This is a genomic window from Erythrobacter dokdonensis DSW-74, assembly GCF_001677335.1.
Classification (GTDB): Bacteria; Pseudomonadota; Alphaproteobacteria; order Sphingomonadales; family Sphingomonadaceae; genus Erythrobacter; species Erythrobacter dokdonensis.
This window is the reverse complement of record NZ_LZYB01000001.1, coordinates 703,655-724,811: the sequence shown is the minus strand read 5'-3', so window position 1 is coordinate 724,811 and position 21,157 is coordinate 703,655. Positions and strand designations below refer to the sequence as shown.

General features: G+C 63.1%; 20 protein-coding genes. 9 read left to right on the top strand and 11 right to left on the bottom strand.

The features are described from left to right. Positions 1 to 17 precede the first annotated feature (17 nt). Positions 18 to 1,034: a tRNA dihydrouridine synthase DusB gene (dusB, locus tag I603_RS03445; protein ID WP_068862375.1), complete on the bottom strand. Its 1,017-nt coding sequence runs from the start codon at positions 1,032 to 1,034 to the stop codon at positions 18 to 20. Positions 1,035 to 1,113: 79 nt separating this feature from the next. Here dusB and I603_RS03440 point away from each other — a divergent pair, with 79 nt between their 5' ends. Genes I603_RS03440 through I603_RS03430 form a run of 3 tightly spaced genes read left to right on the top strand, consistent with a single transcriptional unit; the run spans position 1,114 to position 3,360 of the window. Continuing rightward, complete coding sequence (locus I603_RS03440; RefSeq protein WP_068862374.1) at positions 1,114 to 2,271, top strand: bifunctional 2-C-methyl-D-erythritol 4-phosphate cytidylyltransferase/2-C-methyl-D-erythritol 2,4-cyclodiphosphate synthase; 1,158 nt, start codon at positions 1,114 to 1,116, stop codon at positions 2,269 to 2,271. A gap of 14 nt (positions 2,272 to 2,285) precedes the next feature. Further along, positions 2,286 to 2,840: a hypothetical protein gene (locus I603_RS03435; protein WP_068862373.1), complete on the top strand. Its 555-nt coding sequence runs from the start codon at positions 2,286 to 2,288 to the stop codon at positions 2,838 to 2,840. Between the two features lie 7 nt (positions 2,841 to 2,847). After that, complete coding sequence (locus I603_RS03430) at positions 2,848 to 3,360, top strand: CinA family protein (protein ID WP_068862372.1); 513 nt, start codon at positions 2,848 to 2,850, stop codon at positions 3,358 to 3,360. Here the strand turns inward: I603_RS03430 and I603_RS03425 are convergent. Together I603_RS03425 and lipA are read right to left on the bottom strand one after the other, a co-directional pair. Continuing rightward, positions 3,321 to 3,782 (bottom strand): type II toxin-antitoxin system RatA family toxin, encoded by a 462-nt coding sequence (locus I603_RS03425; RefSeq protein ID WP_068862371.1) that lies wholly within the window; start codon positions 3,780 to 3,782, stop codon positions 3,321 to 3,323. The genes I603_RS03430 and I603_RS03425 overlap by 40 nt on opposite strands. Next, entirely contained in the window at positions 3,782 to 4,744 is a 963-nt protein-coding gene (lipA, locus tag I603_RS03420; RefSeq protein ID WP_068862370.1) for a lipoyl synthase, read from the bottom strand. The genes I603_RS03425 and lipA overlap by 1 nt, the downstream gene beginning before the upstream one ends. 103 nt (positions 4,745 to 4,847) lie before the next feature. Between lipA and I603_RS03415 the strand changes: the two genes are divergently transcribed. Next, positions 4,848 to 5,561 (top strand): NYN domain-containing protein, encoded by a 714-nt coding sequence (locus tag I603_RS03415; protein WP_068862369.1) that lies wholly within the window; start codon positions 4,848 to 4,850, stop codon positions 5,559 to 5,561. A 74-nt stretch (positions 5,562 to 5,635) separates the two neighbouring features. Here I603_RS03415 and I603_RS03410 read toward each other — a convergent pair whose 3' ends face one another. After that, positions 5,636 to 6,976, bottom strand: a complete 1,341-nt coding sequence (locus I603_RS03410) for a hypothetical protein (protein WP_143736738.1) — start codon at positions 6,974 to 6,976, stop codon at positions 5,636 to 5,638. Positions 6,977 to 7,292: 316 nt separating this feature from the next. Here I603_RS03410 and gyrA point away from each other — a divergent pair, with 316 nt between their 5' ends. Next, the gene (gene gyrA, locus I603_RS03405; protein ID WP_068862367.1) at positions 7,293 to 10,082 is read left to right on the top strand and encodes a DNA gyrase subunit A; all 2,790 of its coding nucleotides are present in this window, start codon (positions 7,293 to 7,295) and stop codon (positions 10,080 to 10,082) included. On the opposite strand, the gene I603_RS03400 is transcribed toward gyrA, so the two are convergent. Beyond that, positions 10,075 to 10,740, bottom strand: a complete 666-nt coding sequence (locus I603_RS03400) for a lysoplasmalogenase family protein (protein WP_068862366.1) — start codon at positions 10,738 to 10,740, stop codon at positions 10,075 to 10,077. The two genes, gyrA and I603_RS03400, sit on opposite strands and share 8 nt — an antisense overlap. 67 nt (positions 10,741 to 10,807) lie before the next feature. Between I603_RS03400 and trmFO the strand changes: the two genes are divergently transcribed. After that, positions 10,808 to 12,193: a methylenetetrahydrofolate--tRNA-(uracil(54)-C(5))-methyltransferase (FADH(2)-oxidizing) TrmFO gene (trmFO, locus tag I603_RS03395; protein WP_068862365.1), complete on the top strand. Its 1,386-nt coding sequence runs from the start codon at positions 10,808 to 10,810 to the stop codon at positions 12,191 to 12,193. Here trmFO and I603_RS03390 read toward each other — a convergent pair whose 3' ends face one another. Beyond that, positions 12,194 to 12,658 (bottom strand): EF-hand domain-containing protein, encoded by a 465-nt coding sequence (locus I603_RS03390; RefSeq protein WP_068862364.1) that lies wholly within the window; start codon positions 12,656 to 12,658, stop codon positions 12,194 to 12,196. A 45-nt stretch (positions 12,659 to 12,703) separates the two neighbouring features. Then, a complete protein-coding gene (locus tag I603_RS03385) occupies positions 12,704 to 13,366 on the bottom strand; it encodes a hypothetical protein (protein WP_068862363.1) in 663 nt (220 codons plus the stop codon). Positions 13,367 to 13,580: 214 nt separating this feature from the next. Between I603_RS03385 and I603_RS03380 the strand changes: the two genes are divergently transcribed. The 3 genes from I603_RS03380 to I603_RS03370 are packed head-to-tail and all read left to right on the top strand — an operon-like array spanning position 13,581 to position 16,905. After that, positions 13,581 to 15,566, top strand: coding sequence for a VWA domain-containing protein (locus I603_RS03380; protein WP_158093657.1), 1,986 nt, complete (start codon positions 13,581 to 13,583; stop codon positions 15,564 to 15,566). Further along, positions 15,563 to 16,186: a TadE/TadG family type IV pilus assembly protein gene (locus I603_RS03375; RefSeq protein ID WP_068862361.1), complete on the top strand. Its 624-nt coding sequence runs from the start codon at positions 15,563 to 15,565 to the stop codon at positions 16,184 to 16,186. Before I603_RS03380 ends, I603_RS03375 begins: the two co-directional genes overlap by 4 nt. Continuing rightward, positions 16,183 to 16,905 (top strand): TadE/TadG family type IV pilus assembly protein, encoded by a 723-nt coding sequence (locus I603_RS03370; RefSeq protein ID WP_068862360.1) that lies wholly within the window; start codon positions 16,183 to 16,185, stop codon positions 16,903 to 16,905. The genes I603_RS03375 and I603_RS03370 overlap by 4 nt, the downstream gene beginning before the upstream one ends. A 24-nt stretch (positions 16,906 to 16,929) precedes the next feature. Here the strand turns inward: I603_RS03370 and I603_RS03365 are convergent, their stop codons facing one another. From I603_RS03365 to I603_RS03350, 4 genes are all read right to left on the bottom strand, one after another. Next, positions 16,930 to 18,297, bottom strand: coding sequence for a pyruvate dehydrogenase complex E1 component subunit beta (locus I603_RS03365; RefSeq protein WP_068862359.1), 1,368 nt, complete (start codon positions 18,295 to 18,297; stop codon positions 16,930 to 16,932). 3 nt (positions 18,298 to 18,300) lie between these two features. Then, positions 18,301 to 19,407 (bottom strand): pyruvate dehydrogenase (acetyl-transferring) E1 component subunit alpha, encoded by a 1,107-nt coding sequence (gene pdhA, locus I603_RS03360; protein WP_068862358.1) that lies wholly within the window; start codon positions 19,405 to 19,407, stop codon positions 18,301 to 18,303. A gap of 145 nt (positions 19,408 to 19,552) precedes the next feature. Continuing rightward, positions 19,553 to 19,855 (bottom strand): FtsB family cell division protein, encoded by a 303-nt coding sequence (locus tag I603_RS03355; protein WP_068862357.1) that lies wholly within the window; start codon positions 19,853 to 19,855, stop codon positions 19,553 to 19,555. Positions 19,856 to 19,958: 103 nt separating this feature from the next. Next, positions 19,959 to 21,119 (bottom strand): acyl-CoA dehydrogenase family protein, encoded by a 1,161-nt coding sequence (locus I603_RS03350; protein WP_068862356.1) that lies wholly within the window; start codon positions 21,117 to 21,119, stop codon positions 19,959 to 19,961. Positions 21,120 to 21,157: the final 38 nt, after the last annotated feature.

Sequence of the window (21,157 nt, the reverse complement as noted above, 5' to 3'; positions counted from 1 at the left end):
GCCCCCGTCGGCATGCCTCAGGCCGCCTTTTGCAGCAGGAAAGGTTCGTAGAAACGTTCGATCTCGCCGAGCACCTGATCGGGATCGTCGATGAAATTGGCCTGATTGCGGAATTCCGCGGACCCGTGCAGTCCCTTAGTATACCAGCCCAGGTGCTTGCGCGCCATTTTCACTCCCGTGTCACGCCCGTAGTGATCGAGCATCCGGTTGTAATGCTCCACCACCACGCCGTATTGTTCGGCCATGCCCGGCGTTGGCAGCATCTCTCCTGTGCGCCACCAGTGCATCACCTGCCCAAGAAGCCAGGGCTTCCCGTAAGCGCCGCGTCCGATCATCACACCGTCCGCGCCCGATTGCTCGAGCGCCTTTGCGGCATCTTCCACACCGCAGATGTCACCGTTGACGATAACGGGAATCTTCACCGCATCCTTGACCTTGCTGACGAAAGCCCAGTCAGCGTGCCCCTTGTACATCTGGTTGCGGGTGCGGCCGTGGACGGTGACCATCTGCACGCCGAGATCCTCGGCAATACGGGCCATTTCCGGCGCGTTGAGACTATCGTGGCACCAGCCCATCCGCATCTTGACCGTGACCGGCACCTTCACCGCCTTCACGGTCGCTTCCATCAGCCGGACGGCGAGCGGCACCTCGCGCATGAGGGCGCTGCCGGCGAACTGGCCGACGACCTTCCTGACCGGGCAGCCGAAATTGATGTCGATGATTGCCGCGCCATTGCCTTCCTGGATCTTCGCCGCTTCGGCCATGCTGGCAGGATCACAGCCGACCAACTGCATCGAGACCGGCTCCTCGATCCGGTCCCACGCGGTCTTTTGCGTACTGACGCGGGTTTCACGGATCGCCGCCTCGCTCGCTACCATTTCGGTAACGTTGAGGCCCGAACCGTACCGCCGCACCAGCGTACGAAACGGCATGTCCGTCACTCCGGTCATCGGCGCGAGCACCACCGGCTCGGCAACCGTTACGGGGCCGATCGCAATCGGCTTGAGCGCCGGAGGGGTGGGGAGCGAGGTCATCTGCGAGGGGGTGCCTAATTATTGGGCAGGCGCATAGTGGATTGCCGAAAGCCCGTCCAGACCTTAAGCGCTCATCCGCATGGCAAGCGAGCCTCCCCTTCCCTCTTTTGCCGCCATCGTGGTCGCCGCGGGCAAGGGCCTGCGCGTTGGCGGCGAGGTGCCCAAGCAGTTCCGCGACTGGCGCGGAAAGCCGCTGGTGCGGCATTCGGTTGAGGCGTTGCTGGCCAGCGGCGCGAGCCCTCTGGTGGTGGTGATAGCCGCTGATGCCCGCGCCGATGCCGAAGCTGCGCTGGCTGGTCTTGAAGGCCTGCGGTGGGTCACCGGCGGGGCGAGCAGGCAGGATTCGGTCCGCAACGGTCTCGAAGAGCTCACCGGGGACGCGCCAGAACGGGTGCTGATCCACGATGCCGCCCGTCCCGATCTTCCGCGCGTAGTCATCGCCCGCCTGCTAAGAGCACTCGATCGCCATTCCGGCGCCATCCCCGTCCTGCCTGTGGTCGACAGTATCGCACTCGCAGGCGAAGACGGCACGATGGCGGGCAAGGCGGAGCGCGAGACCTTGCGCCGGGTTCAGACCCCGCAGGCCTTCCGCTTCGACGATATCCTCGCTGCTCACCGCGCATGGCAAGGCGCAACCGACGCGGGCGACGATGCGCAGGTGTTGATGGCAAGCTCCGGTTCAGTCGCGCTGGTCGATGGTGACGAGCGCCTCAAGAAGATCACCTTTGCGGAGGATTTCGTGACGACTTCCACCATGCCCGCTTTCCGGGTTGGTCAAGGCTTTGACGTTCACCGCCTAGAAGCGGGCGAGGAGCTGTGGCTGTGCGGGGTGCAGATCCCGCACGACAAGGGGCTTGCCGGGCATTCGGACGCCGATGTGGCGCTCCACGCGATTACCGATGCGGTGCTCGGCGCGATCGGGGACGGGGATATCGGCACCCATTTTCCGCCCAGCGATCCGCAATGGCGCGGCGCACGTTCGGGCCGGTTCCTCGAACACGCTGTCGGCCTTGCCCGCGCGGCGGGCTATGCAATCGCGAACATCGACCTTACCCTGATCTGCGAAGCGCCCAAGATCGGCCCCCACCGCCCCGCGATGCGCGCCGAGGTCGCCCGCCTGACCGGGCTTGACGAAGGCGCCGTCAGCATCAAGGCCACCACCACCGAAAGACTGGGTTTCACCGGCCGCGGCGAAGGGATCGCTGCACAGGCCATCGTCGCACTTGTTCTTGCTTGAGAGGATTTCTGTCCATGACCAGGCTTGTTGCCCCTGCCCTCGCCCTTGTCGCACTGGCAACCTCGCACACCGCGCAGGCCCGGCAGCAGGCCTGCGTGGCCGCCGCCGACCTTGGCGATACTGTCCTGTATGCCATGCCCATTGCCTATGATGCGGTCAGCACAAGCTGCGCCCGGCAGTTCAAGGTAGACGGCTTCATGGCCCGCGGCGGCGACACGTTCATCAACAATTTCCGCGCCCGGCAGGACAGCGCCTGGCCGGGAGCCTTCCGGCTTCTCAAGACCTTCATGGCGAGAGAGAGCAGCGAAGCAGGCGGAAGCGATGCCGACATGACGGCAATGATCGCAGCCCTGCCCGAAGAATCGCTACGCCCCTTCGTAGACGGGCTCGTCGGCCAAATGATCGCGAAGGAAATCAAACCCGACAGTTGCAGCAAGATCGAGCGCGGGCTCGAATTGCTCAGCCCGCTTCCGGTGGACAATGTCGCGGGGCTGATGACCTTCATCGCCGAGCTGGCGGACATCAAGAATCCGCCGATCTGTGCGACGATCGAAGCGACCGGGAAGTAGATCCGAAATGGCACTTCACCTCCTGCCCGATGACATTACCGCGCTTGCCGCCCGGGTCGTGACCGAAAATGCTGCGGCAGGGCGCAAGGTTACCTTGGCCGAAAGCTGCACCGGCGGACTTGTGGCAGGCGCAATAACAGAGATCGGCGGTTCATCGGCTGTGCTCGACCGCGGGTTCGTGACCTATTCAAACGAGGCCAAGATGGAGATGCTGGGGGTCGCCAGCGACATCATCGAGACTTTCGGTGCGGTTTCCATCGCTTGTGCCTGGGCAATGGCCAAAGGCGCGCTTGAACGGTCGGGTGCCGATGTCTCGGTGGCGATCAGCGGGGTCGCCGGTCCCGGAGGCGGAACCGCATTGAAGCCCGTCGGCACGGTTGTCTTCGCCCGCGTCATCCGCGATGCGAGTGGCGAGCCGGAGGGCGAACTGAAGTTTTTCGAGGGCGGCGAAGGCCCCGATGGCCGGGCGGAAATCCGCCGTCAGGCAACACTCTGTGCGCTGGAATTGCTCTTGCCGTAAAGTTCGGCTGCCCGGTTTTCGAAGGCTTCCACCATCTTGCGGAAGGCCTTGTCGAAATATTGGCCTGCAATCTTCTCGAACAACCGGTTTCGGAAGGTAAACTCGACGAGAAAATCGATTTCGCAGGTGTGGGCGTCGATTTCGCGGAAGGTCCAGACATTGTCGAGATCGCTGAGCGGCCCGTCGACGTAATGCACCTTGATCACCCGCGGACGTTCCTTGGTGACGCGCGACGTAAAGCTTTCGCGTATCGCCTTGAAGCCGACCACCATATCGGCCACCATTTCCGTATCGCTGTTTGAACGAACCCGCGTGGCAATCACCCAGGGCAGGAATTCGCCATAACGCGCGACATCCGCGACCAGATCGAACATCTGCTCGGCACTGTAAGGCAGGCGCCGGGTTTCGCGGATCCCGGGCATTACGCCTTCGCGCGTTCCTGTTCCCGCGCGAGCTTTTCTTCTCGCGCGGCGCGCATCTTGGCGAAATCATCGCCCGCGTGATAGCTCGACCGGGTCAGCGGGCTGGAGGCGACCTGGAGGAAGCCCTTGGCCCGCGCAATCGCGCCATAGGCGGCAAAGGCCTTGGGGGTGACGAATTCCTCGACCGCGGCGTGCTTGGGCGTGGGCTGGAGATATTGCCCCATGGTGATGAAATCGACCTCGGCCGAGCGCATGTCATCCATCACCTGGTGCACTTCCAGACGCTGTTCGCCCAGCCCCAGCATGATGCCCGACTTGGTGAAGATCAGCGGATTGTGCGACTTCACCTCTTCCAGCAGGCGTAGGGAAGCATAGTAGCGCGCGCCCGGACGGATGGTGGGATAGAGGCGCGGCACGGTTTCGAGATTGTGGTTGTAGACGTCCGGCCCCGCTTCGCAGATCATCTCGACGGCGCGGCGCATCTTGCCGCGGAAATCGGGGGTCAGGATCTCGATCGTGGTCTTGGGGGTGGTGCGGCGCAGCGCCTCGATCACCTTGACGAACTGGCTAGCGCCGCCGTCGGGCAGGTCGTCGCGGTCGACGCTGGTGATGACGATATGCTCGAGCCCCATCTTGGCTGCCGCAATCGCGGTGTTTTCCGGCTCCATCGGATCTACCGCGCGCGGCATTCCCGTCTTGACGTTACAGAAGGCGCAGGCGCGGGTGCAGACATCGCCGAGGATCATCACCGTGGCGTGCTTCTTGGTCCAGCATTCGCCGATGTTCGGGCAGGCGGCTTCCTCGCACACGGTGTTGAGGTTCAACTCGCGCATCAGCTTGCGGGTTTCGTGATAGCCCTCGCTCACTGGGGCGCGCACGCGGATCCAGTCCGGCTTGCGCTGGCGCGCGGGGCGCTCTGGTGGGGTATGGTCGGGCTGAGGCGTGCTCGCGAGGTCGTTCATAGGTGGCCATTTAGGCCCGCACGGCCAGTCTCGCAAGCGCAGGCGGCTGTGACTTTTGGATAGCGCGCTTGTCCATGACGGCAGGGCGCTGCATAGCAGCGGCATGTCGGACACCACGCTCAAGAATATCGCCCTGCTGATCGATGCGGATAACACCAGCCCGCAGGCGATCGACCCGGTCCTCACCGTCATGGCCGAACTCGGTCAGGTCAACATCCGCCGTGCCTATGGCAATTTCGCCAAGGACAACCTCGCGCGATGGGACAAGATCACCAACAAGTTCGGCATCCGTCCGCAACAGCAGTTCGACATCTCCAAAGGCAAGAACGCGACCGACATGGCAATGACCATCGATGCGATCGACCTGCTGTACCAGGGCAAGGTCGACGGGTTCGGGATCATGACCTCGGACAGCGACTTCACGCCGCTCGTCACCCGGCTGCGACAGGATGGCATTCTGGTCTATGGCTTCGGCGAGAAAAAGACACCGGAGGCCTTCCAGTCAGTCTGCACCCGGTTTCTGTATATCGACGAACTGATCGCCAGCAGCCGCGACGAGGTGGTTGATAACGGGCAGTCGGGCAAGCCGGTGATGGGCGATCTGCAGGAGTTGATCCTCGCCGCCTATCGTGAGGCCAAGCGTGACGAGAAAGGCTTTGCCCGACTTCAGCAAGTCGGCCAGATCGCCGGCAACAGGTCAAGCTTCGATGTGCGCAACTACGGCTTCACGAGCCTCTCGGAACTCTTCAAATCGCTCGACAATTTCGAACTCGAACGGCGCGAGGACAATCAGGTCTGGGTCAAGCGGCTGCGCTAGGACAGGGGTTCGAAACCAAAAAAGGGCGACGAACCTAGGTCCGCCGCCCTTCAACTTGGATTTGGGCCCAATAATCAGCCGCCGGCAGTGGTTCCTGACCCGCCCTTCTGGGCAGCAAAGACACCCCACAGCTTCGCAATCGGCATCCGCATCCCTTCAACCTGGGCGAAAGTCTCCTGCGCTGCGGTGTAATCGCCCATACCGACCTGCGCGATCCCGAGCCGGGTCAGCGCGGTATTGCGATCGACCCCCGGCATGCCGAGGCTCTTCTGGTAGAAGCCCGCAGCCTTGGAATACTCGCCATAGCTCAGGAATGCATCGCCCGCGGCGAAAACCGTTCGCATGCCGGCCGAAGCAGCGCTCGCATCCCTTTCCAGAGCCGGCAGCTCGGCCTGGTCGGTCTTGATGCGACTGTTTGCCGTCGCCAGCGAATCGGCAACAAAGATATCGTCCTTGCTCACCGAGCCTGACGCGTAAGCCGAATCGATCAGGTCCTTGACTTCCTTCGGCAGACGCCGCGGGTCTGCCGCTTCGATGTAATAGAGGTAATCCTGCTTTTCGGTCAGGACGCCGGCCCACTTCGAAAGCCTGAGCAGGTCGAGAATCTCCGGCCCCTCATAGTCGTTGAGGTTGCGAGCAAGGTTGATGCCGTCGCGCCAGTTCGGCTCGGTCGGATAGTCCGTCAGCCAGTCTGCAACCAAGTCGTAAAGCTGCGGCACGACCTTGTTCGAGTAGGCTACCGATACACCGCGACGATACCATTGCTCGTCGACCGGCAAGCCCTGTGCCTTGCGTGCGGCCATGGCCTTGCCGAGGTAATCGAACCCGGCTGCAAATTCATTGGCCGAGAAATAGCTTTCGGCCATGGTGATCTCGAGATCGGCGGTCGAAACCTTCTCGGTCGAGTAATTGTAGTCGATCGCCTTTTGGAGAAAGCTCCGCGCCTTCGGGTAATCATTGAGCGCATTGGCGAGCGTGTAGGCAGCAAAATTGTACTGGCCGTTCGCTTCTGCGGGAACCTTGCCACTGCCCAGCATCATTTCCATGCCCTGCAGCGCCATCTGGTAATCATTTATCGTGGTGCCGGCATTGTAGAGCATGCTGCCCGTCGCAACCCTTTCGTCGGGCGATGCGGCAATCTGAGCCAGAGCCGTCAACTGCGGCCGCAGCGCGGCGATGTCGGCACCCTCGGCCTTGATCGCGGCATCAAGCGGCTGGTAGGCCTCGACAAATTCCTTGGAATACTGGGCCTTGCCCTCTTCCTTGTTTTTCTTCTTGTCGCGCTTTTGCGCGTATGCCGGATCGGTAAGGCCGGGTGCGGCCACCACGGAGGCGCCGGCGGCGAGCGCTACAGCCAAGGCGAACTGGCGCATCAGACCGGAATTGCGCCGATTTATCGAAGACTGGGTGTTCAATTTGTCCTCCAGAAGTCGCGCGGTCACCGAAAGGAAAAATTCCAGTGACCAAGTGTCATATGCCGAAGCCTTTGGACCGCTCGCGAGCAATTTGCAATTCCCGCTAGGCGAACCGTGCTGAATGGCTTTTGAATGGTGTCCTGCTTCACATCGGGTGGCCGCCGAAGTGTGGAAAAAGACAGATATGTTTCTGTTTCGTTCCCGTGCACTGGTGGCGAAACCCGCAGGCCAGCCCTACATTAGCCACACGACGGCCCGCCACGGCCATTGCCCCGGACCGGGGCCTTACGAACTCTAGCAGAAACGGCCCACAACCTTGAGCGACGACAGCGACATCATCGATTCCCCTCCGCCTTCGCCGATGGGCGGCTTTGACCGCATCGACATCGTCGACGAGATGAAGTCGAGCTATCTCGACTATGCGATGAGCGTGATCGTCAGCCGCGCGCTGCCCGACGTTCGCGACGGGCTGAAGCCGGTGCACCGCCGCATCCTGTTCGCCAGCCAGGAAGGCGGCTTTGTCGCCGGGCGCCCCTATCGCAAGAGCGCCAAGATCGTCGGCGACGTGATGGGCAACTACCACCCGCATGGCGACGCTGCGATCTATGATGCACTTGCCCGCATGACGCAGCCCTGGTCGATGCGGGTTCCGCTGATCGATGGCCAGGGCAACTTCGGCTCGATGGACCCCGATCCGCCGGCCTCGATGCGCTATACCGAGGCGCGGCTGGCACGGGTCGCCAACGCGCTGCTTGACGATCTCGACAAGGACACGGTCGACTTCACCGACAACTATGATGGCTCGCGGCGGGAGCCGAGCGTGCTTCCGGCGCGCTTCCCCAACCTGCTGGTCAACGGCGCGGGCGGGATCGCGGTCGGCATGGCGACCAACGTGCCGCCGCACAATCTGGGCGAGGTGATCGACGGGTGCCTCGCTTTCATCGAGAATCCGCACATCACCTCGGAAGAGCTGATCCAGTTCATTCCGGGTCCGGACTTCCCCACCGCCCCTCTGATTCTCGGCACCCACGGCGCACGGCAGGCCTACACCACCGGGCGCGGTTCGATCCTGATGCGCTGCCGCCACGAGATCGAGAGCGGGCGGAACGATCGCCAGAGCATCGTCTTCACCTCGATCCCCTATCAGGTCGGCAAGTCCAATCTGGTCGAAAAGATCGCCGAGGCGGCCAAGGACAAGCGGATCGAGGGCATTTCCGATATCCGCGACGAAAGCTCGCGCGAGGGTGTGCGGGTGGTGATCGACCTCAAGCGCGACGCAACGCCGGAAGTGGTGCTCAACCAGATCTGGCGCCACACGCCCGCGCAGTCCTCCTTCCCTGCGAACATGCTGGCGATCCGTGGCGGACGCCCCGAAGTGCTGACGCTGCGCGACATCGTGCAGAGCTTTATCGCCTTCCGCGAGGAAGTGATAACCCGGCGGACCAAGTTCGAACTCAACAAGGCGCGCGAGCGGGCGCATCTCTTGCTGGGACTGGTGGTCGCTGTTTCCAACCTCGACGAGGTGGTGGCGATGATCCGCAGCGCTGCCAATCCTGCCGAGGCGCGCGCGCGACTTCTCGCCAAGGAATGGCCGATCGGCGACATCGCGCAGTATATCCGGCTGGTCGAAGCAATCGAGCCCAACGCCGACGAAAGCGGCGGCACCTATCGCCTGTCCGAAAGGCAGGTGAAGGCGATTCTTGAATTGCGGCTCCATCGCCTCACCGCACTGGGCCGCGACGAGATCGGCGACGAGCTGAAGGAACTGGCCGCCGCAATCGAGGAATACCTCTCGATCCTTGCCGACCGCGTAAAGCTTTACGGCGTGATGCGGGGCGAGCTTGAGGAAATCCGTGCGACCTATGCCACTCCGCGCCTGTCCGAGATCGCGCCGGCCTGGGACGGTCTCGAAGACGAAGACCTGATCGAGCGCGAGGAGATGGTCGTCACCGTCACCCACGGCGGCTACATCAAGCGCACCGCGCTTGCGACGTTCCGCGCGCAGGCACGCGGCGGCAAGGGCCGTTCCGGCATGGCCACCAAGGACGAGGATGCGGTCGTCGAACTGTTCGTCACCTCCACCCACAATCCCGTCCTGTTCTTCACCAATACCGGCCGTGTCTACCGGATGAAGGTGTGGAAGCTGCCCGAAGGCGGGCCGCAGACCAAGGGCCGCCCGATGGTCAACCTGCTGCCGCTGGGCGAGGATGAGCGCGTCACCAACGTGCTGCCCCTGCCCGAGGACGAGGCGACCTGGGGCGGGCTCAACATCGTGTTCGCAACCGAACAGGGCATGGTGCGGCGTAATTCGATGGATGCCTTCGCCAATATCCCGACGGCGGGCAAATATGCGATGGGCTTTGTCGAAGGCTCGGGCGACCGGCTTATCGGGGTGCAATTGCTGACCGAGGAACAGGAAATCTTCCTCGCCAGCGATGCCGGCAAGGCGATCCGCTTTGCGGCCACCGATGCGCGCGAGACCAAGAGCCGCACCGGTATCGGCGTGCGCGGCATGAGCCTCAAGAAGGGCGGCAAGGTGGTCTCCATGGCGGTGCTCGATCCGCTTACCGCCGACATGGAAACCCGCGAGGCCTATCTGCGCGCGGCGACGTGGAAGAACAATGATGCAGAGCCGACCCTGCCCGCAGAGCAGGTCGAAGACATGGCCGAGCGCGAGGAGTTCATCCTTACCATCACCGCCAATGGTTACGGCAAGATCTCGTCGGCCTATGAATATCGCACTACCGGACGCGGCGGACAGGGGATCACCAATATCGGCACGCCTGAAAGCAATCCCGACAGGAATGGCCCGGTCGTGGCCAGCTTCCCGGTCAAGCACGGCTCGCAGCTGATGCTTGTGACCGATCAGGCCAAGCTGATCCGGCTCGGGATCGATTTCCGCCACCTTGTCGAAGGCGGGTTCGAGAGCCTCAAGGGATTTTCCATCTCCGGGCGTGGTTCCTCGGGTGTCCGCATCTTCGACGTCGCCAGGGACGAGCATATCGTCGGCGCGGCACTGATCGACGAGACCGAAGAACCGGAAAACGAAGCCGAAGAGGCAATTGCCGCGGAAATGTCGAACGGAGGCGAGCCGCCCGTCATCTGACGGGTTGTTCGCCTCGCAGACACTGGACAATGCCGGTCGCGATCATGACCTGCCCGGCGTAGTAGAGCGGCCAGATCAGCAGATCGGGCACCATGCCGAGATCATAGCTACCAAGGCGCGCGAAGATCAGCCAGTCGCTGACCACGAACAGGACCGCGCCGGTGCCGACGCGGTAGCGCGGGAAACGGCTGTACCAGGCACTCGCCGCCATCGCGCCGAGGAAGACGGCATAAATGGCGATCTCGACCAAACCGCTTAAAAGGTAGCTGATCAGCGGGGTGCCCACCAGCAGCGCAAGGCTCAGCATTCGCTGGCTGGGCGAATGCCGTTTGCGCGGATTGGTCAAATACAGCGCCACCGCCACGCCATGCGCAGCGGCAAAGAAGGCGCCGCCGATGGTGAAGTAGAGTTCGATCGCCACGTCCCCCGCCGCCGCCAACGCCAGCGCGAGTGTCAGCAAAACGCCGTCGCGCCCGCGCCGGTCATGTGGCACACGCAGCCAGACATAGATCGCCAGCAGGCCGACCGAGGCCCCCTTGGCGAGCAACCCCCAGGTGCCTTCGAACACCGGATTGTCGCTGAGGAAATAGAAGGCGGTCGCCGCAGCGATGCTCGCGAGCAGCCATGGCCGTTGCTCGATCAGCGCTTGCTTTGCCATCCAACGCCCTCCCGTTGGCCCGCCTTGGGGCTTGCAGGCGGGCTATCACGCATTTACCTGCCCCGCCATGAGCGCAAATGCGACTATTCACGATGTTCACATAATTGGCGGCGGCCTCGCGGGGAGCGAGGCGGCCTGGCAACTCGCGAGAGCCGGGGTCAAGGTGCGCCTGTCGGAGATGCGTGGCTCCGGCAGCATGACCGCGGCGCACCAGACGGATGGCCTTGCCGAGCTGGTCTGCTCCAATTCCTTCCGTTCCGACGATGACACGAAGAACGCCGTCGGCCTGCTGCATCACGAGATGCGGATGCTCGACAGTATCGTGATGCGGGCGGGCGAAGTCGCACGGGTTCCCGCCGGATCCGCCATGGCGGTCGACCGCGACGTGTTTTCGGCCGAAGTCCAAAAGGCACTCAGCGAGCACCCCAATATCACCATCGTGCGCGAACGGGTGGACACCCTGCCCACCGCAGGCCTCACCATCGTCGCCACGGGACCGCTGACTGCCGAGGCGCTGGCGGCAAGTATCGTGAGCGCGACAGGCGCCGAGCGGCTCGCCTTCTTCGATGCGATTGCCCCGATCGTCCACCACGAATCCATCGACATGTCGAAGTGCTGGATCCAGTCGCGCTGGAACAAGCGCACCGAGGCTTCGAACGAGGGCGGCGACTACATCAATTGCCCGATGACGAAGGAGCAATACCTCGCCTTCCACCGCGGCCTGATCGAGGGTGAAAAGACCGAATTCAAGGAGTGGGAGAAGAACACGCCCTATTTCGACGGCTGCATGCCGATCGAGGTCATGGCCGAGCGCGGCGTGGATACCCTGCGCTATGGCCCGATGAAGGGCGTGGGGCTCGACAATCCTTTCGACACGACCCCGGAGTTTCCGCAAGGACGCTGGCCCTATGCCGTGGTGCAACTGCGGCAGGACAACAAGCTGGGCACGCTGTGGAACATGGTCGGCTTCCAGACCAAGCTGAAATACGGCGCCCAGATCGAACTTTTCCGCACGATACCGGGACTGGAAAATGCGGAGTTCGCGCGTCTCGGGGGGCTGCACCGCAACACCTTCCTCAATTCACCTGAAGTGCTCGACCGCCAGTTGCGCCTCAAGGCAGCACCGCATATCCGCTTTGCCGGGCAAGTGACAGGCTGCGAGGGCTATGTCGAAAGCGCGGCCATCGGGCTGGTCGCCGGGCTTATGACGGCCGCCGAACTGGCGGGACGCACATGGCATCCCCTGCCCTCCACCACGGCTCTGGGCGCGCTGCTCGGCCACATCACCGGCGATGCCGAAGCCGAGACGTTCCAGCCCATGAATGTCAATTTCGGCCTGTTCCCGCCGCTGCATGATGTTGGCAAGAAAGTGCGCAAGGAAGCCTATACTGCCCGTGCCAAGGCCGACCTTGCCCGCTGGATAAGCGAAACGCGTGAGGCCGTCCCGGCCTAATCAGCACTTGCAGGCGGGCTTCTTTGCCGCCGGCTTGGGCGCGGTCGTGGCAAATTCACGCGGAGTCAGGCGATCGTCGCCGTCGGCATCGGCCTTCTCGAAGCGATTGACGGTGGTGACGGCCCATTCCTCGAAGGTCAGCAGGTTGTTCCCGTCGACATCGAGCGCACGGAAGGCGTCCGAGCGGGTCGAAAGCATCTCGTTGCGGGTAATCAGCCGGTCGCGATTGCGATCATAGCGGAAGAAGCGTTGCTCCTCGCGGGTAAGCTCGCTGACTTCGGGCGGATTTGGACCCTGCATGTCACCGGGATCGGTTACGGGAAGATCCTCTGGATCAGGCGCAAGCGCTTCGGGCGCTGGCGGCGGCGGGGCGCTGGATTCAATCGCGGCGCGTCCCTGCCACCAGAACAGGCCTATACCGGCCAGCGCCAGTCCGGCGAATACCCCCAACACTGCCTGCCGCAACGGTCTGCCCCCCTGTCGCTGGTGAGCAGCAGTAAATATACCCAATCAGCTCAAAAAGATAGCGGCTCGCAGCGCAGCCAGCGAGGCTCCGCGCCCGGCCATCAACGGCGCGCCATCATTGCGCAGCGCACGCCGCGCCAGGGCTTCGAGAACGGCCAGGCCCCGCATTTCGGCGGGCAGGCGCCCGCGCGGCGTCCCGATGTTGCGGGCGGCATCGAGAAAGACCCTGCGCTCACCGACATCCGAGATCCCCGCCGCAGCGTCAGCCAGTGCCCACAGCTTCGCAGCCTGCCCGGTCCGGTCGCAAGCCGATACCGTCGCCTTGCCCACAAGGCTGACGAACGGGGCCGCCCTGCCTGAGGCAAAGCTTTCAGCCTCATCGGCACCAAGCCGCTCTGCCCCGATCAGAATCTCCCAGCCATCGACCAGCGCAATCAACCCCGCTTCCCGCCCTTGCCAATGCCGACCGATACCATCCAGCACGACATCGCCGAAGGGACGTTCCGCTGGCGGCTGCCGCAGAACATCGCGCCACCAGGCGAGCCGCATCTGTCCGAGCATGGGTTCCGTCGTGCGCGTGACGATCCGGGCGAGACGATGATCAAGCTGAAGAAACGTGCTTAACGGCGCGCGAACCCTCGCGGGGCTCCACGCCACTGCAAGGTCGACCTCGGCGGGCAGTGCATCGGCAGGTTCGGTCGTATCCATGGCTCGCGGCCGGTAAACCGGCTTGGCAGGAATTGGCAAGATTTCCGTATCATAGCGATACAGGGCTACACGCCGGAAACCTCTGGAACAGCATTAGGATCGCATTAACCACGCTCTTTCGCAATCCGCTTACCAGACCCCCGTTATGGCCGCCCGATGTATCTGGAATTTCCCTCATTGCGAGGGTGATGGTCAGGGGAAGGACGCGCATCCAATGGAGCGAGACTATCACGAGCGGAGGTCGTTTCTACGGGCGCTGCTGCACGACAGAACGGCAAACACGATCGTCATTTCTGCGGCTGCACTGGTTCCGCTGATGGCCATGGTCGGCGGCGGCGTGGATGCCAGTCGCTATTACATGACAGCCGCGCGCATGCAGGCGGCCTGCGATGCGGGCGCCCTTGCTGCCCGGCGGGCGATGCTGACGGACGAATTTACGTCCGAACACAAGCAGATCGGGCTCGACTTCTACGACCAGAACTTCTCGCAGGGCATGTTCGGCCTTCAGCAAGGCGTGCGCGACTACACCAGCGACGGCGAGGGCGTAGTCAACGGCACCGCCAGCGGCACCCTGCCGACCAGCATCATGGGCGCGTTCGGTTTCGATGACTTCCAGATTTCGGTGAGCTGCTCGGCCGAGATCAACATCTCGAACACCGACATCATGTTCGTGCTCGATACCACCGGATCGATGGCGGAATGCCCCGACGGCTCAAGCTGCAGTGGCGGTCCCGGCTCCAAGATCGCCGCGCTGCGCGAAGCGGTGATGGGCTTCTACGACACGGTGGAAGACGCGACCGCGGAGACCGCGCAGATCCGTTACGGGATCGTGCCTTACTCGCAGCAGGTCAATGTCGGCTTCTCGATCCCGCAGGAATACATGGCCACGCGCCACACCTACCAATCGCGGGTGGCGCGCTTCCGGGAGCAGTTCACCTTCATTCCCGGCAACGGGGTGGAAGTAGGCGACGAACTGGTGATTTCCGACCAGTGGGAATGGCTGCCGCGCTCCACAGCGAACTTCGGATCGGGCAGCACGAATCATTACCGCTTCAGAACCAGCGGCTCGTCGGCGCGGGAGTCTGCGCAAGACTTCTGCTGGGACACCTTGCCCGGCACCTACACCGTGGACGGCGTGACCTGGAAGGTCTTTGAGGGCACACAGTATTACACGGGCGTCTGGAGCGGCGGTAACTCGAACAATCGCGGCGGCTGCGCCGGGCGCGTCCGCAAGACCAAGATCGCGACCGAAGACGACGTGATCGAAGACCAGACCATCCGCGACGTCGTTTGGCAGGACTATGTCTATTGTCCGGTCGATACCGACGATGCGACCCCGTGCAATGTCGAGAACCCAGCTGACAGTCCTCCGGGCTGGGAGACGGTCGATCTCTCGACGCTTTACGACGACAACCAGATCCAGTTGCCGACTGGCAACGAGGGCGCGATGGAAAACCATACGTGGACCGGTTGTATCGAAGAACCCACGACTGTTCTGACCGACAACTACAGCCCGATCCCGCCCGCGGCGCACGATCTCAACATCAATCTGGTGCCGGCGAGCGAGGAACAACGCTGGAAGCCCTCCCTCAACCGCGCCGTGTGGGAACGCACCGACGGTAGCGGCCGGACGCTGGACTGGCTGTACCAGACGTGGAATGAATCGCGGCCGAGCTTCGCCTGTCCGCGTGCCGCAATCCGCCTGACGGAAATTCCGCGGACCGACCTGCAGACCTATGTCAACTCGCTCAACCCCAGCGGCCAGACCTATCATGACATCGGCATGCTGTGGGGGGCGCGCTTCATATCGCCGCGCGGCCTGTTTGCCGCCGACAACGAGACCGCGCCCAACGGCGATGCCATCGCACGTCACATCGTGTTCATGACCGACGGTATCCAGGTCAACAACATCGAGAACTATTCGACCCACGGGATCGAATGGTGGGACCGGCGGATCAGCGGTGACGGCAATGCGGGACGCGAATTCAATCGCCGCGCTGCCCGACTGCAAGCCATCTGCCGGGCGGCACGCCAGGAGAACATCACCGTCTGGGTGGTCGCCTTCGGTGTCGCACTAAGCCAAAACCTGATCGACTGCGCCTCCCCGGGCCGCGCGTTCCAGGCCGATGATGCGGCCACCCTGAACGAGCGGTTCCAGGAAATCGCCCAGAAGATCGCAGCATTGAGGCTCACGTCATGATCCGTTCAAACGCAATCCGTCGTCGTGGCCTGCTGCACCGCCTCGCCGGCGACAGGCAGGGAGCGACCCTGACCGAATTCGGGTTCGTCGCGCCGGTGCTGTGCCTGATGATCATGGGCATCTTCGACATGGCGCACACCCAGTACACGACCTCGCTAGTGAACGGCGCCCTGCAGAAGGCGGGACGCGACCTTACGCTTGAAGGGGCGTTGACCACGCAGACCAGCATCGATGCCAAGGTCCGCAACGAGGTCCTGAACGTGGTTCCCGCCACCGCCACGACCACGATCGAGTTCAGGAAGCTGTCGCACTTCGACTTCTCCGACATCGGTGAAGCCGAGGAATTCAGCGACGATAACGCCGACGGCATCTGCAACGATAACGAGGTGTTCGTCGATTCCAACGGCAACGGGCAGTGGGATTCGAACCGCGGCCGCGATGGGATCGGCGGGGCGCGCGATGCCGTGCTTTACACCGCTGTCGTAACCTATCCGCGGCTGTTCCCGATGTCCGGCCTGATCGGAATGCCCGAGAACGTCACCGTGCGCGCATCGACCGTGCTGCGCAACCAGCCCTACGACGAGCAGGACCGCTCGGTTGAAACGGGAAATTGCACATGATCTCTGCACCGCGCAAAATCGCCGGATCGATCTTTGCTGTAGGCGACCGGATCCGCCGTTTCCGCCGGAAGCTGGCGGGCGACAGCTCGGGCGTGGCCTTTGTCGAGTTCGCTTTCACCGCGCCGATCATCCTCGCCATGGGGATGCTCGGAACCGAGACCGCCTATTTCGTGATTACCCACATGCAGGTGAGCCAGGTTGCCATGCAGGTGGCCGACAACGTCTCGCGCGTGGGCGAACAGGACGTGCTCACGGCGCGCCGCGTGTTCGAAAGCGACATCAACGAATCCTTTGTCGGGGCCGAGAAGCTCGGCGAGACTTTCGGCATCTACGACCAGGGCCGGATCATCATCTCCAGCCTGCAGCGCAATGCCGATGGCGGCCAGTGGATTGCCTGGCAGCGGTGCCGCGGTGCGAAAGTGCATACGTCAAGCTATGGCGATCAGGGCGACGGCGCGACCGGAACGGGGTTCCAGGGCATGGGCGACCCTGGCAACATCATCACGGCGGCGAACGGAACCGCGGTGATTTTCGTCGAAATCTCGTACAATTACCAATCGCTCACGCCGTTCGACATCTTCGACAATCGCGAGATCTCCTACACGGCAGCCTTCAACGTACGCGACAGCCGCAATCTGGCAGGACTGTTCCAGCGCGATCCGAACAATCCCGATCCGGTCGCGAACTGCAATGTCTATTCGGCGGACCGCCCGGCCTGAACCTGACCGGGCGGCCCTGCCGTTCTATCTGTAACAGACCTTGCGAGCGGCATCGGCGATGCGTTCCGCATCGATGAGCGCGAGCTTTTCGAGGTTGGCCGCATAGGGCAGCGGCACATCCTCGTTGCACACCCTCAGCACCGGCGCATCGAGGTGGTCGAAGCCCTCCTCCATGCACAGCGCGATCACTTCGCTGGCAATCGAGCATGTCGGCCAGCCTTCCTCGGCCACGACCAGACGATTGGTTTTCGCAAGGCTATCGAGGATGGCCTGCCGGTCGAGCGGGCGCAGAGTGCGCAGGTCGATGACTTCGGCCTCGATCCCCTCGTCCGCAAGCGTCCGGGCTGCATCCAGCGCAAGCCCCACCCCGATCGAATAGCTGACAATGGTCACGTCGCGTCCTTCGCGCACGATCCGCGCCTTGCCGATCGGGAGCACGTAGTCTTCAACCTGCGGCACATCGAAGCTGCGACCGTAAACCAGCTCGTTCTCGAGGAATACGACCGGATCTTCCGAACGGATCGCGGCCTTCATCAGGCCCTTGGCATCGGCGCTGTCATAGGGCGCAATCACGATCAGGCCGGGAACGCTGGCATACCAGGGAGCAAAGTTCTGGCTGTGCTGCGCGGCAACACGGCTCGCCGCGCCATTGGGACCGCGAAACACGACAGGACAGCGCATCTGTCCGCCGCTCATGTAATTGGTTTTGGCAGCCGAGTTGATGATATGATCGATCGCCTGCATGGCGAAGTTGAACGTCATGAATTCCACGATCGGGCGCAGGCCGCCCATCGCCGCACCTGTGCCGATCCCGGCAAAGCCGTACTCGGTGATTGGCGTATCGATCACGCGCTTCGGGCCGAATTCGTCCAGCAGGCCTTGCGTGACCTTGTAGGCGCCCTGGTATTCGGCGACTTCCTCACCCATGACGAAAACGCGGCGGTCGCGGCGCATTTCCTCGGCCATGGCATCGCGCAGCGCCTCGCGCACCGTTGTGCTGGCCAATGCGGTGCCTTCGGGAATGGCAGGATCGGCTATGGCTACTGCTGCCGGAGCGGGAGCGGGAGCGGGAGCGGGCTTTTCCGCCTTGGGCGCCGGCGGGGCCGGAGCGGGTTCAGGCGCGGCGACCGGTGCAGGCGCAGCCGCCTCCCCTTCCCCCGCAATCAGCGCGATCACTGCGCCGACGGCCACATCCTCCGTCCCGGCCGGGACAAGAATCTTCTCGAGAACCCCTTCGTCTATCGCCTCGAATTCCATCGTGGCCTTGTCGGTCTCGATCTCGGCGATGATATCGCCCGGCTCGATCCGGTCGCCTTCCTGCTTGAGCCACTTGGCAAGCGTGCCCTGCTCCATCGTCGGCGAGAGGGCCGGCATCTTCAACTCGATCGCCATGGCTCAGTACTCCTCCACCAGAACATCGGTGTAGAGTTCGCCCGGCGCAGGCTCGGGCGAGCTTTCGGCAAAATCGGCCGCTGCTGCAACTTCAGTGCGGATGGCCTTGTCGATGGCCTTCAACTCGTCCTCGGTCTTGCCTGCCGCGATCAGCGTCTTCTTGAGGCCCTCGATCGGGTCGTGATGTTCGCGCTGTTCCTGCACTTCCTCGCGGGTGCGGTACTTGGCCGGATCGGACATGGAATGTCCGCGGTAGCGATAGGTGTTGCACTCCATCAGCACCGGACCCTTGCCGGCGCGAACATGGGCGAAGGCTACTTCGGCCGCCGCGCGCACCTCGAGCACGTCCATGCCGTTCACTTCCATGCCCGGAATGCGGAACGCGGTGCCGCGACGGTAGAAGCGGGTTTCCGCCGACGAACGCTTGGTCGCGGTGCCCATCGCGTACTGGTTGTCCTCTACCACGAAGACAATCGGCAGGTTCCACAGGGCGGCCATGTTGAAGGTCTCGTAGACCTGCCCCTGGTTGGCTGCGCCGTCGCCGAAATAGGCGAGGCACAAGCCGCCGTCCTCGTTGTACTGGTGCGCAAGCGCAAGACCTCCGCCGAGCGCCACCTGTGCACCGACAATGCCGTGGCCGCCGTAGAACTTGTGCTCGGTCGAGAACATGTGCATCGACCCGCCCTTGCCCTTGGAAATGCCCGCCTCGCGGCCGGTCAGTTCGGCCATGATCACCTTGGGATCAATGCCGTAGGCCAGCATGTGGCCATGGTCACGGTAGCCGGTGATGACGCTGTCGCGTTCGTTGTCGAGCGCCGACTGCAAGCCGATGGCGACAGCTTCCTGACCGATATAAAGATGGCAGAAACCGCCGATAAGGCCGAGACCATAGAGCTGCCCGGCCTTTTCCTCGAACCGCCGGATCAGCAGCATCTGGCGGTAGAATTCCAGCATCTCGGCCTCGCTGGCTGCATATCGCTTGTTGGCCTCGAAGGCTTCCTGGAGCGAGCGCAGGACGAAGTCGGGATCATCTGCGGGAGCGGCGGCCTTGCGGGCACGGGTCGCGGGTTTCTTTGCCGCCGAGGCGGACTTGGAAGGCTGTTTTGCCAAGATCGGTTCCCTCTCTCAGGTGCGCTTCGGGGGAGGAGACGCGCACGCTTTCGCTATAGGCGCGGACTTGCCTGCCGCGCAACGTCAAGCGGGCCTGATCGGCCTGCCCGCATACGAAATCAGCGTGATGTCGAGCGGAAGCGCTTCAGTCGTCCCCGAGCGTGACGACAACCTCGTCCTCGTGAATGACACCGAGCTGATCGCGCACCAGTTCGCTCGCCAGATCGGAGTCGGCGGCCTGCGGATCAAGCAGGGTCACCCGGTTGCGCAATGCATCGCGCTTCTGGCTGAGCTCGGCAATTTCCGCCTCGCGCTGCTCGAGTGCCGTTGCGTTCTCGCTCCACGCGAGCAGGCCGGTCGGCCCGGCAATCGCGAAACCGGCAAGCGCCAGCAGAACGAATAGCGCGGCAATCTGCCTTGTCCGCTCGCCTGTCACTGGATTGCGCATATCTGGTCTGTTCCCCTTGCCCCTGCGCTACACAGAATCACACTTGCGCATCAACCGCAAGGGCCATGCGCTCGCGCGGCCAATAAAGTCTGCGACAAGGCGATCAATAGCTGCGCGGCAAACCCAGCACGTGTTCGGCCAGATAGGAGAGGATAAGGTTGGTCGAAATCGGCGCGACGGTGTAGAGCCGCGCCTCGCGGAATTTGCGCTCGACATCATATTCGTCGGCAAAGCCGAAGCCGCCGAAAGTCTGCACGCACATGTCGGCCGCCGCCCAGCTGGCCTCGGATGCGAGCAGCTTGGCCATATTGGCTTCCTCGCCCGGATTGCCGCCCTCGTCATAGACCCGTGCGGCGTGGCGCACCATCAGCTCGGCCGCCCGCATCTGCGCATAACACCGCGCGATCGGGAACTGCACGCCCTGGTTCTGCCCGATGGGCCGCGAGAAGACACTGCGGTCCTTCGCATAGCCGGTGGCTTTTCCGATGAACCACTTGGCATCACCGATGCACTCGGCAGCGATGAGGATGCGCTCCGCGTTCATGCCGGAAAGGATATACCTGAAGCCCTTGCCTTCCTCCCCTACAAGGCAGCTGGCGGGGATGCGCAGATCGTCGAAGAACACCTCGCAGGAGGAATGGTTCATCATCGTGCGGATCGGCTTTATCGTCATGCCGTTGTTCAGCGCCGCCTGCATGTCGACGAGGAAGATCGAAAGACCGTCTGTCTTCTTTTCCACCTGGTCGCGCGGTGTGGTGCGGGCGAGCAGCAGCATGAGGTCGGAATGTTCGGCCCGGCTGGTCCAGATCTTCTGGCCGTTGATCACATAAGTGTCCCCGTCCCGCACGGCGCGGGTCTTGAGGCTGAGCGTATCGGTGCCGCTGGTCGGTTCGGAGACGCCGAAAGCCTGCAAGCGCATCTCCCCGCTTGCAATGCGCGGAAGATATTCCGCCTTCTGCGCCTCGGAACCGTAACGCAGCAGCGTGTTCATGATGTACATCTGCGCATGGGCCGACGAGCCATTGCACCCGCTTGCCTGGATTTCCTCCATGATGACGCAGGCCGCCTCGAGGCTCAAACCGCTGCCGCCATGTTCGACCGGGATCAACGCGGCAAGGAAACCAGCCCTGGTCAGGGCATCGACGAATTCGGCCGGATATTCGCGAGCCGCGTCCTTTGCGCGCCAGTATTCGCCCGGAAACCCCTCGCACAGGCCACGCACGGCATGGCGGATATCCTCGAGTTGTTCGGCTTCCTGCGGCATTCCCTATCCTCTCTTATCCTGTCAGGGCAGGCCAGCCC

What these genes read in the sequence shown, in the direction of transcription:
- I603_RS03385 (WP_068862363.1), bottom strand. Translation starts at nt 13,366, where the DNA reads ATGGATACGACCGAACCTGCCGATGCACTGCCCGCCGAGGTCGACCTT.
- I603_RS03375 (WP_068862361.1), top strand. Translation starts at nt 15,563, where the DNA reads ATGATCCGTTCAAACGCAATCCGTCGTCGTGGCCTGCTGCACCGCCTC.
- I603_RS03415 (WP_068862369.1), top strand. Translation starts at nt 4,848, where the DNA reads ATGTCGGACACCACGCTCAAGAATATCGCCCTGCTGATCGATGCGGAT.
- I603_RS03365 (WP_068862359.1), bottom strand. Translation starts at nt 18,297, where the DNA reads ATGGCGATCGAGTTGAAGATGCCGGCCCTCTCGCCGACGATGGAGCAG.
- I603_RS03400 (WP_068862366.1), bottom strand. Translation starts at nt 10,740, where the DNA reads ATGGCAAAGCAAGCGCTGATCGAGCAACGGCCATGGCTGCTCGCGAGC.
- lipA (WP_068862370.1), bottom strand. Translation starts at nt 4,744, where the DNA reads ATGAACGACCTCGCGAGCACGCCTCAGCCCGACCATACCCCACCAGAG.
- I603_RS03355 (WP_068862357.1), bottom strand. Translation starts at nt 19,855, where the DNA reads ATGCGCAATCCAGTGACAGGCGAGCGGACAAGGCAGATTGCCGCGCTA.
- I603_RS03430 (WP_068862372.1), top strand. Translation starts at nt 2,848, where the DNA reads ATGGCACTTCACCTCCTGCCCGATGACATTACCGCGCTTGCCGCCCGG.
- I603_RS03425 (WP_068862371.1), bottom strand. Translation starts at nt 3,782, where the DNA reads ATGCCCGGGATCCGCGAAACCCGGCGCCTGCCTTACAGTGCCGAGCAG.
- I603_RS03350 (WP_068862356.1), bottom strand. Translation starts at nt 21,119, where the DNA reads ATGCCGCAGGAAGCCGAACAACTCGAGGATATCCGCCATGCCGTGCGT.
- I603_RS03440 (WP_068862374.1), top strand. Translation starts at nt 1,114, where the DNA reads ATGGCAAGCGAGCCTCCCCTTCCCTCTTTTGCCGCCATCGTGGTCGCC.
- trmFO (WP_068862365.1), top strand. Translation starts at nt 10,808, where the DNA reads ATGAGCGCAAATGCGACTATTCACGATGTTCACATAATTGGCGGCGGC.
- I603_RS03435 (WP_068862373.1), top strand. Translation starts at nt 2,286, where the DNA reads ATGACCAGGCTTGTTGCCCCTGCCCTCGCCCTTGTCGCACTGGCAACC.
- I603_RS03370 (WP_068862360.1), top strand. Translation starts at nt 16,183, where the DNA reads ATGATCTCTGCACCGCGCAAAATCGCCGGATCGATCTTTGCTGTAGGC.
- I603_RS03380 (WP_158093657.1), top strand. Translation starts at nt 13,581, where the DNA reads ATGGAGCGAGACTATCACGAGCGGAGGTCGTTTCTACGGGCGCTGCTG.
- dusB (WP_068862375.1), bottom strand. Translation starts at nt 1,034, where the DNA reads ATGACCTCGCTCCCCACCCCTCCGGCGCTCAAGCCGATTGCGATCGGC.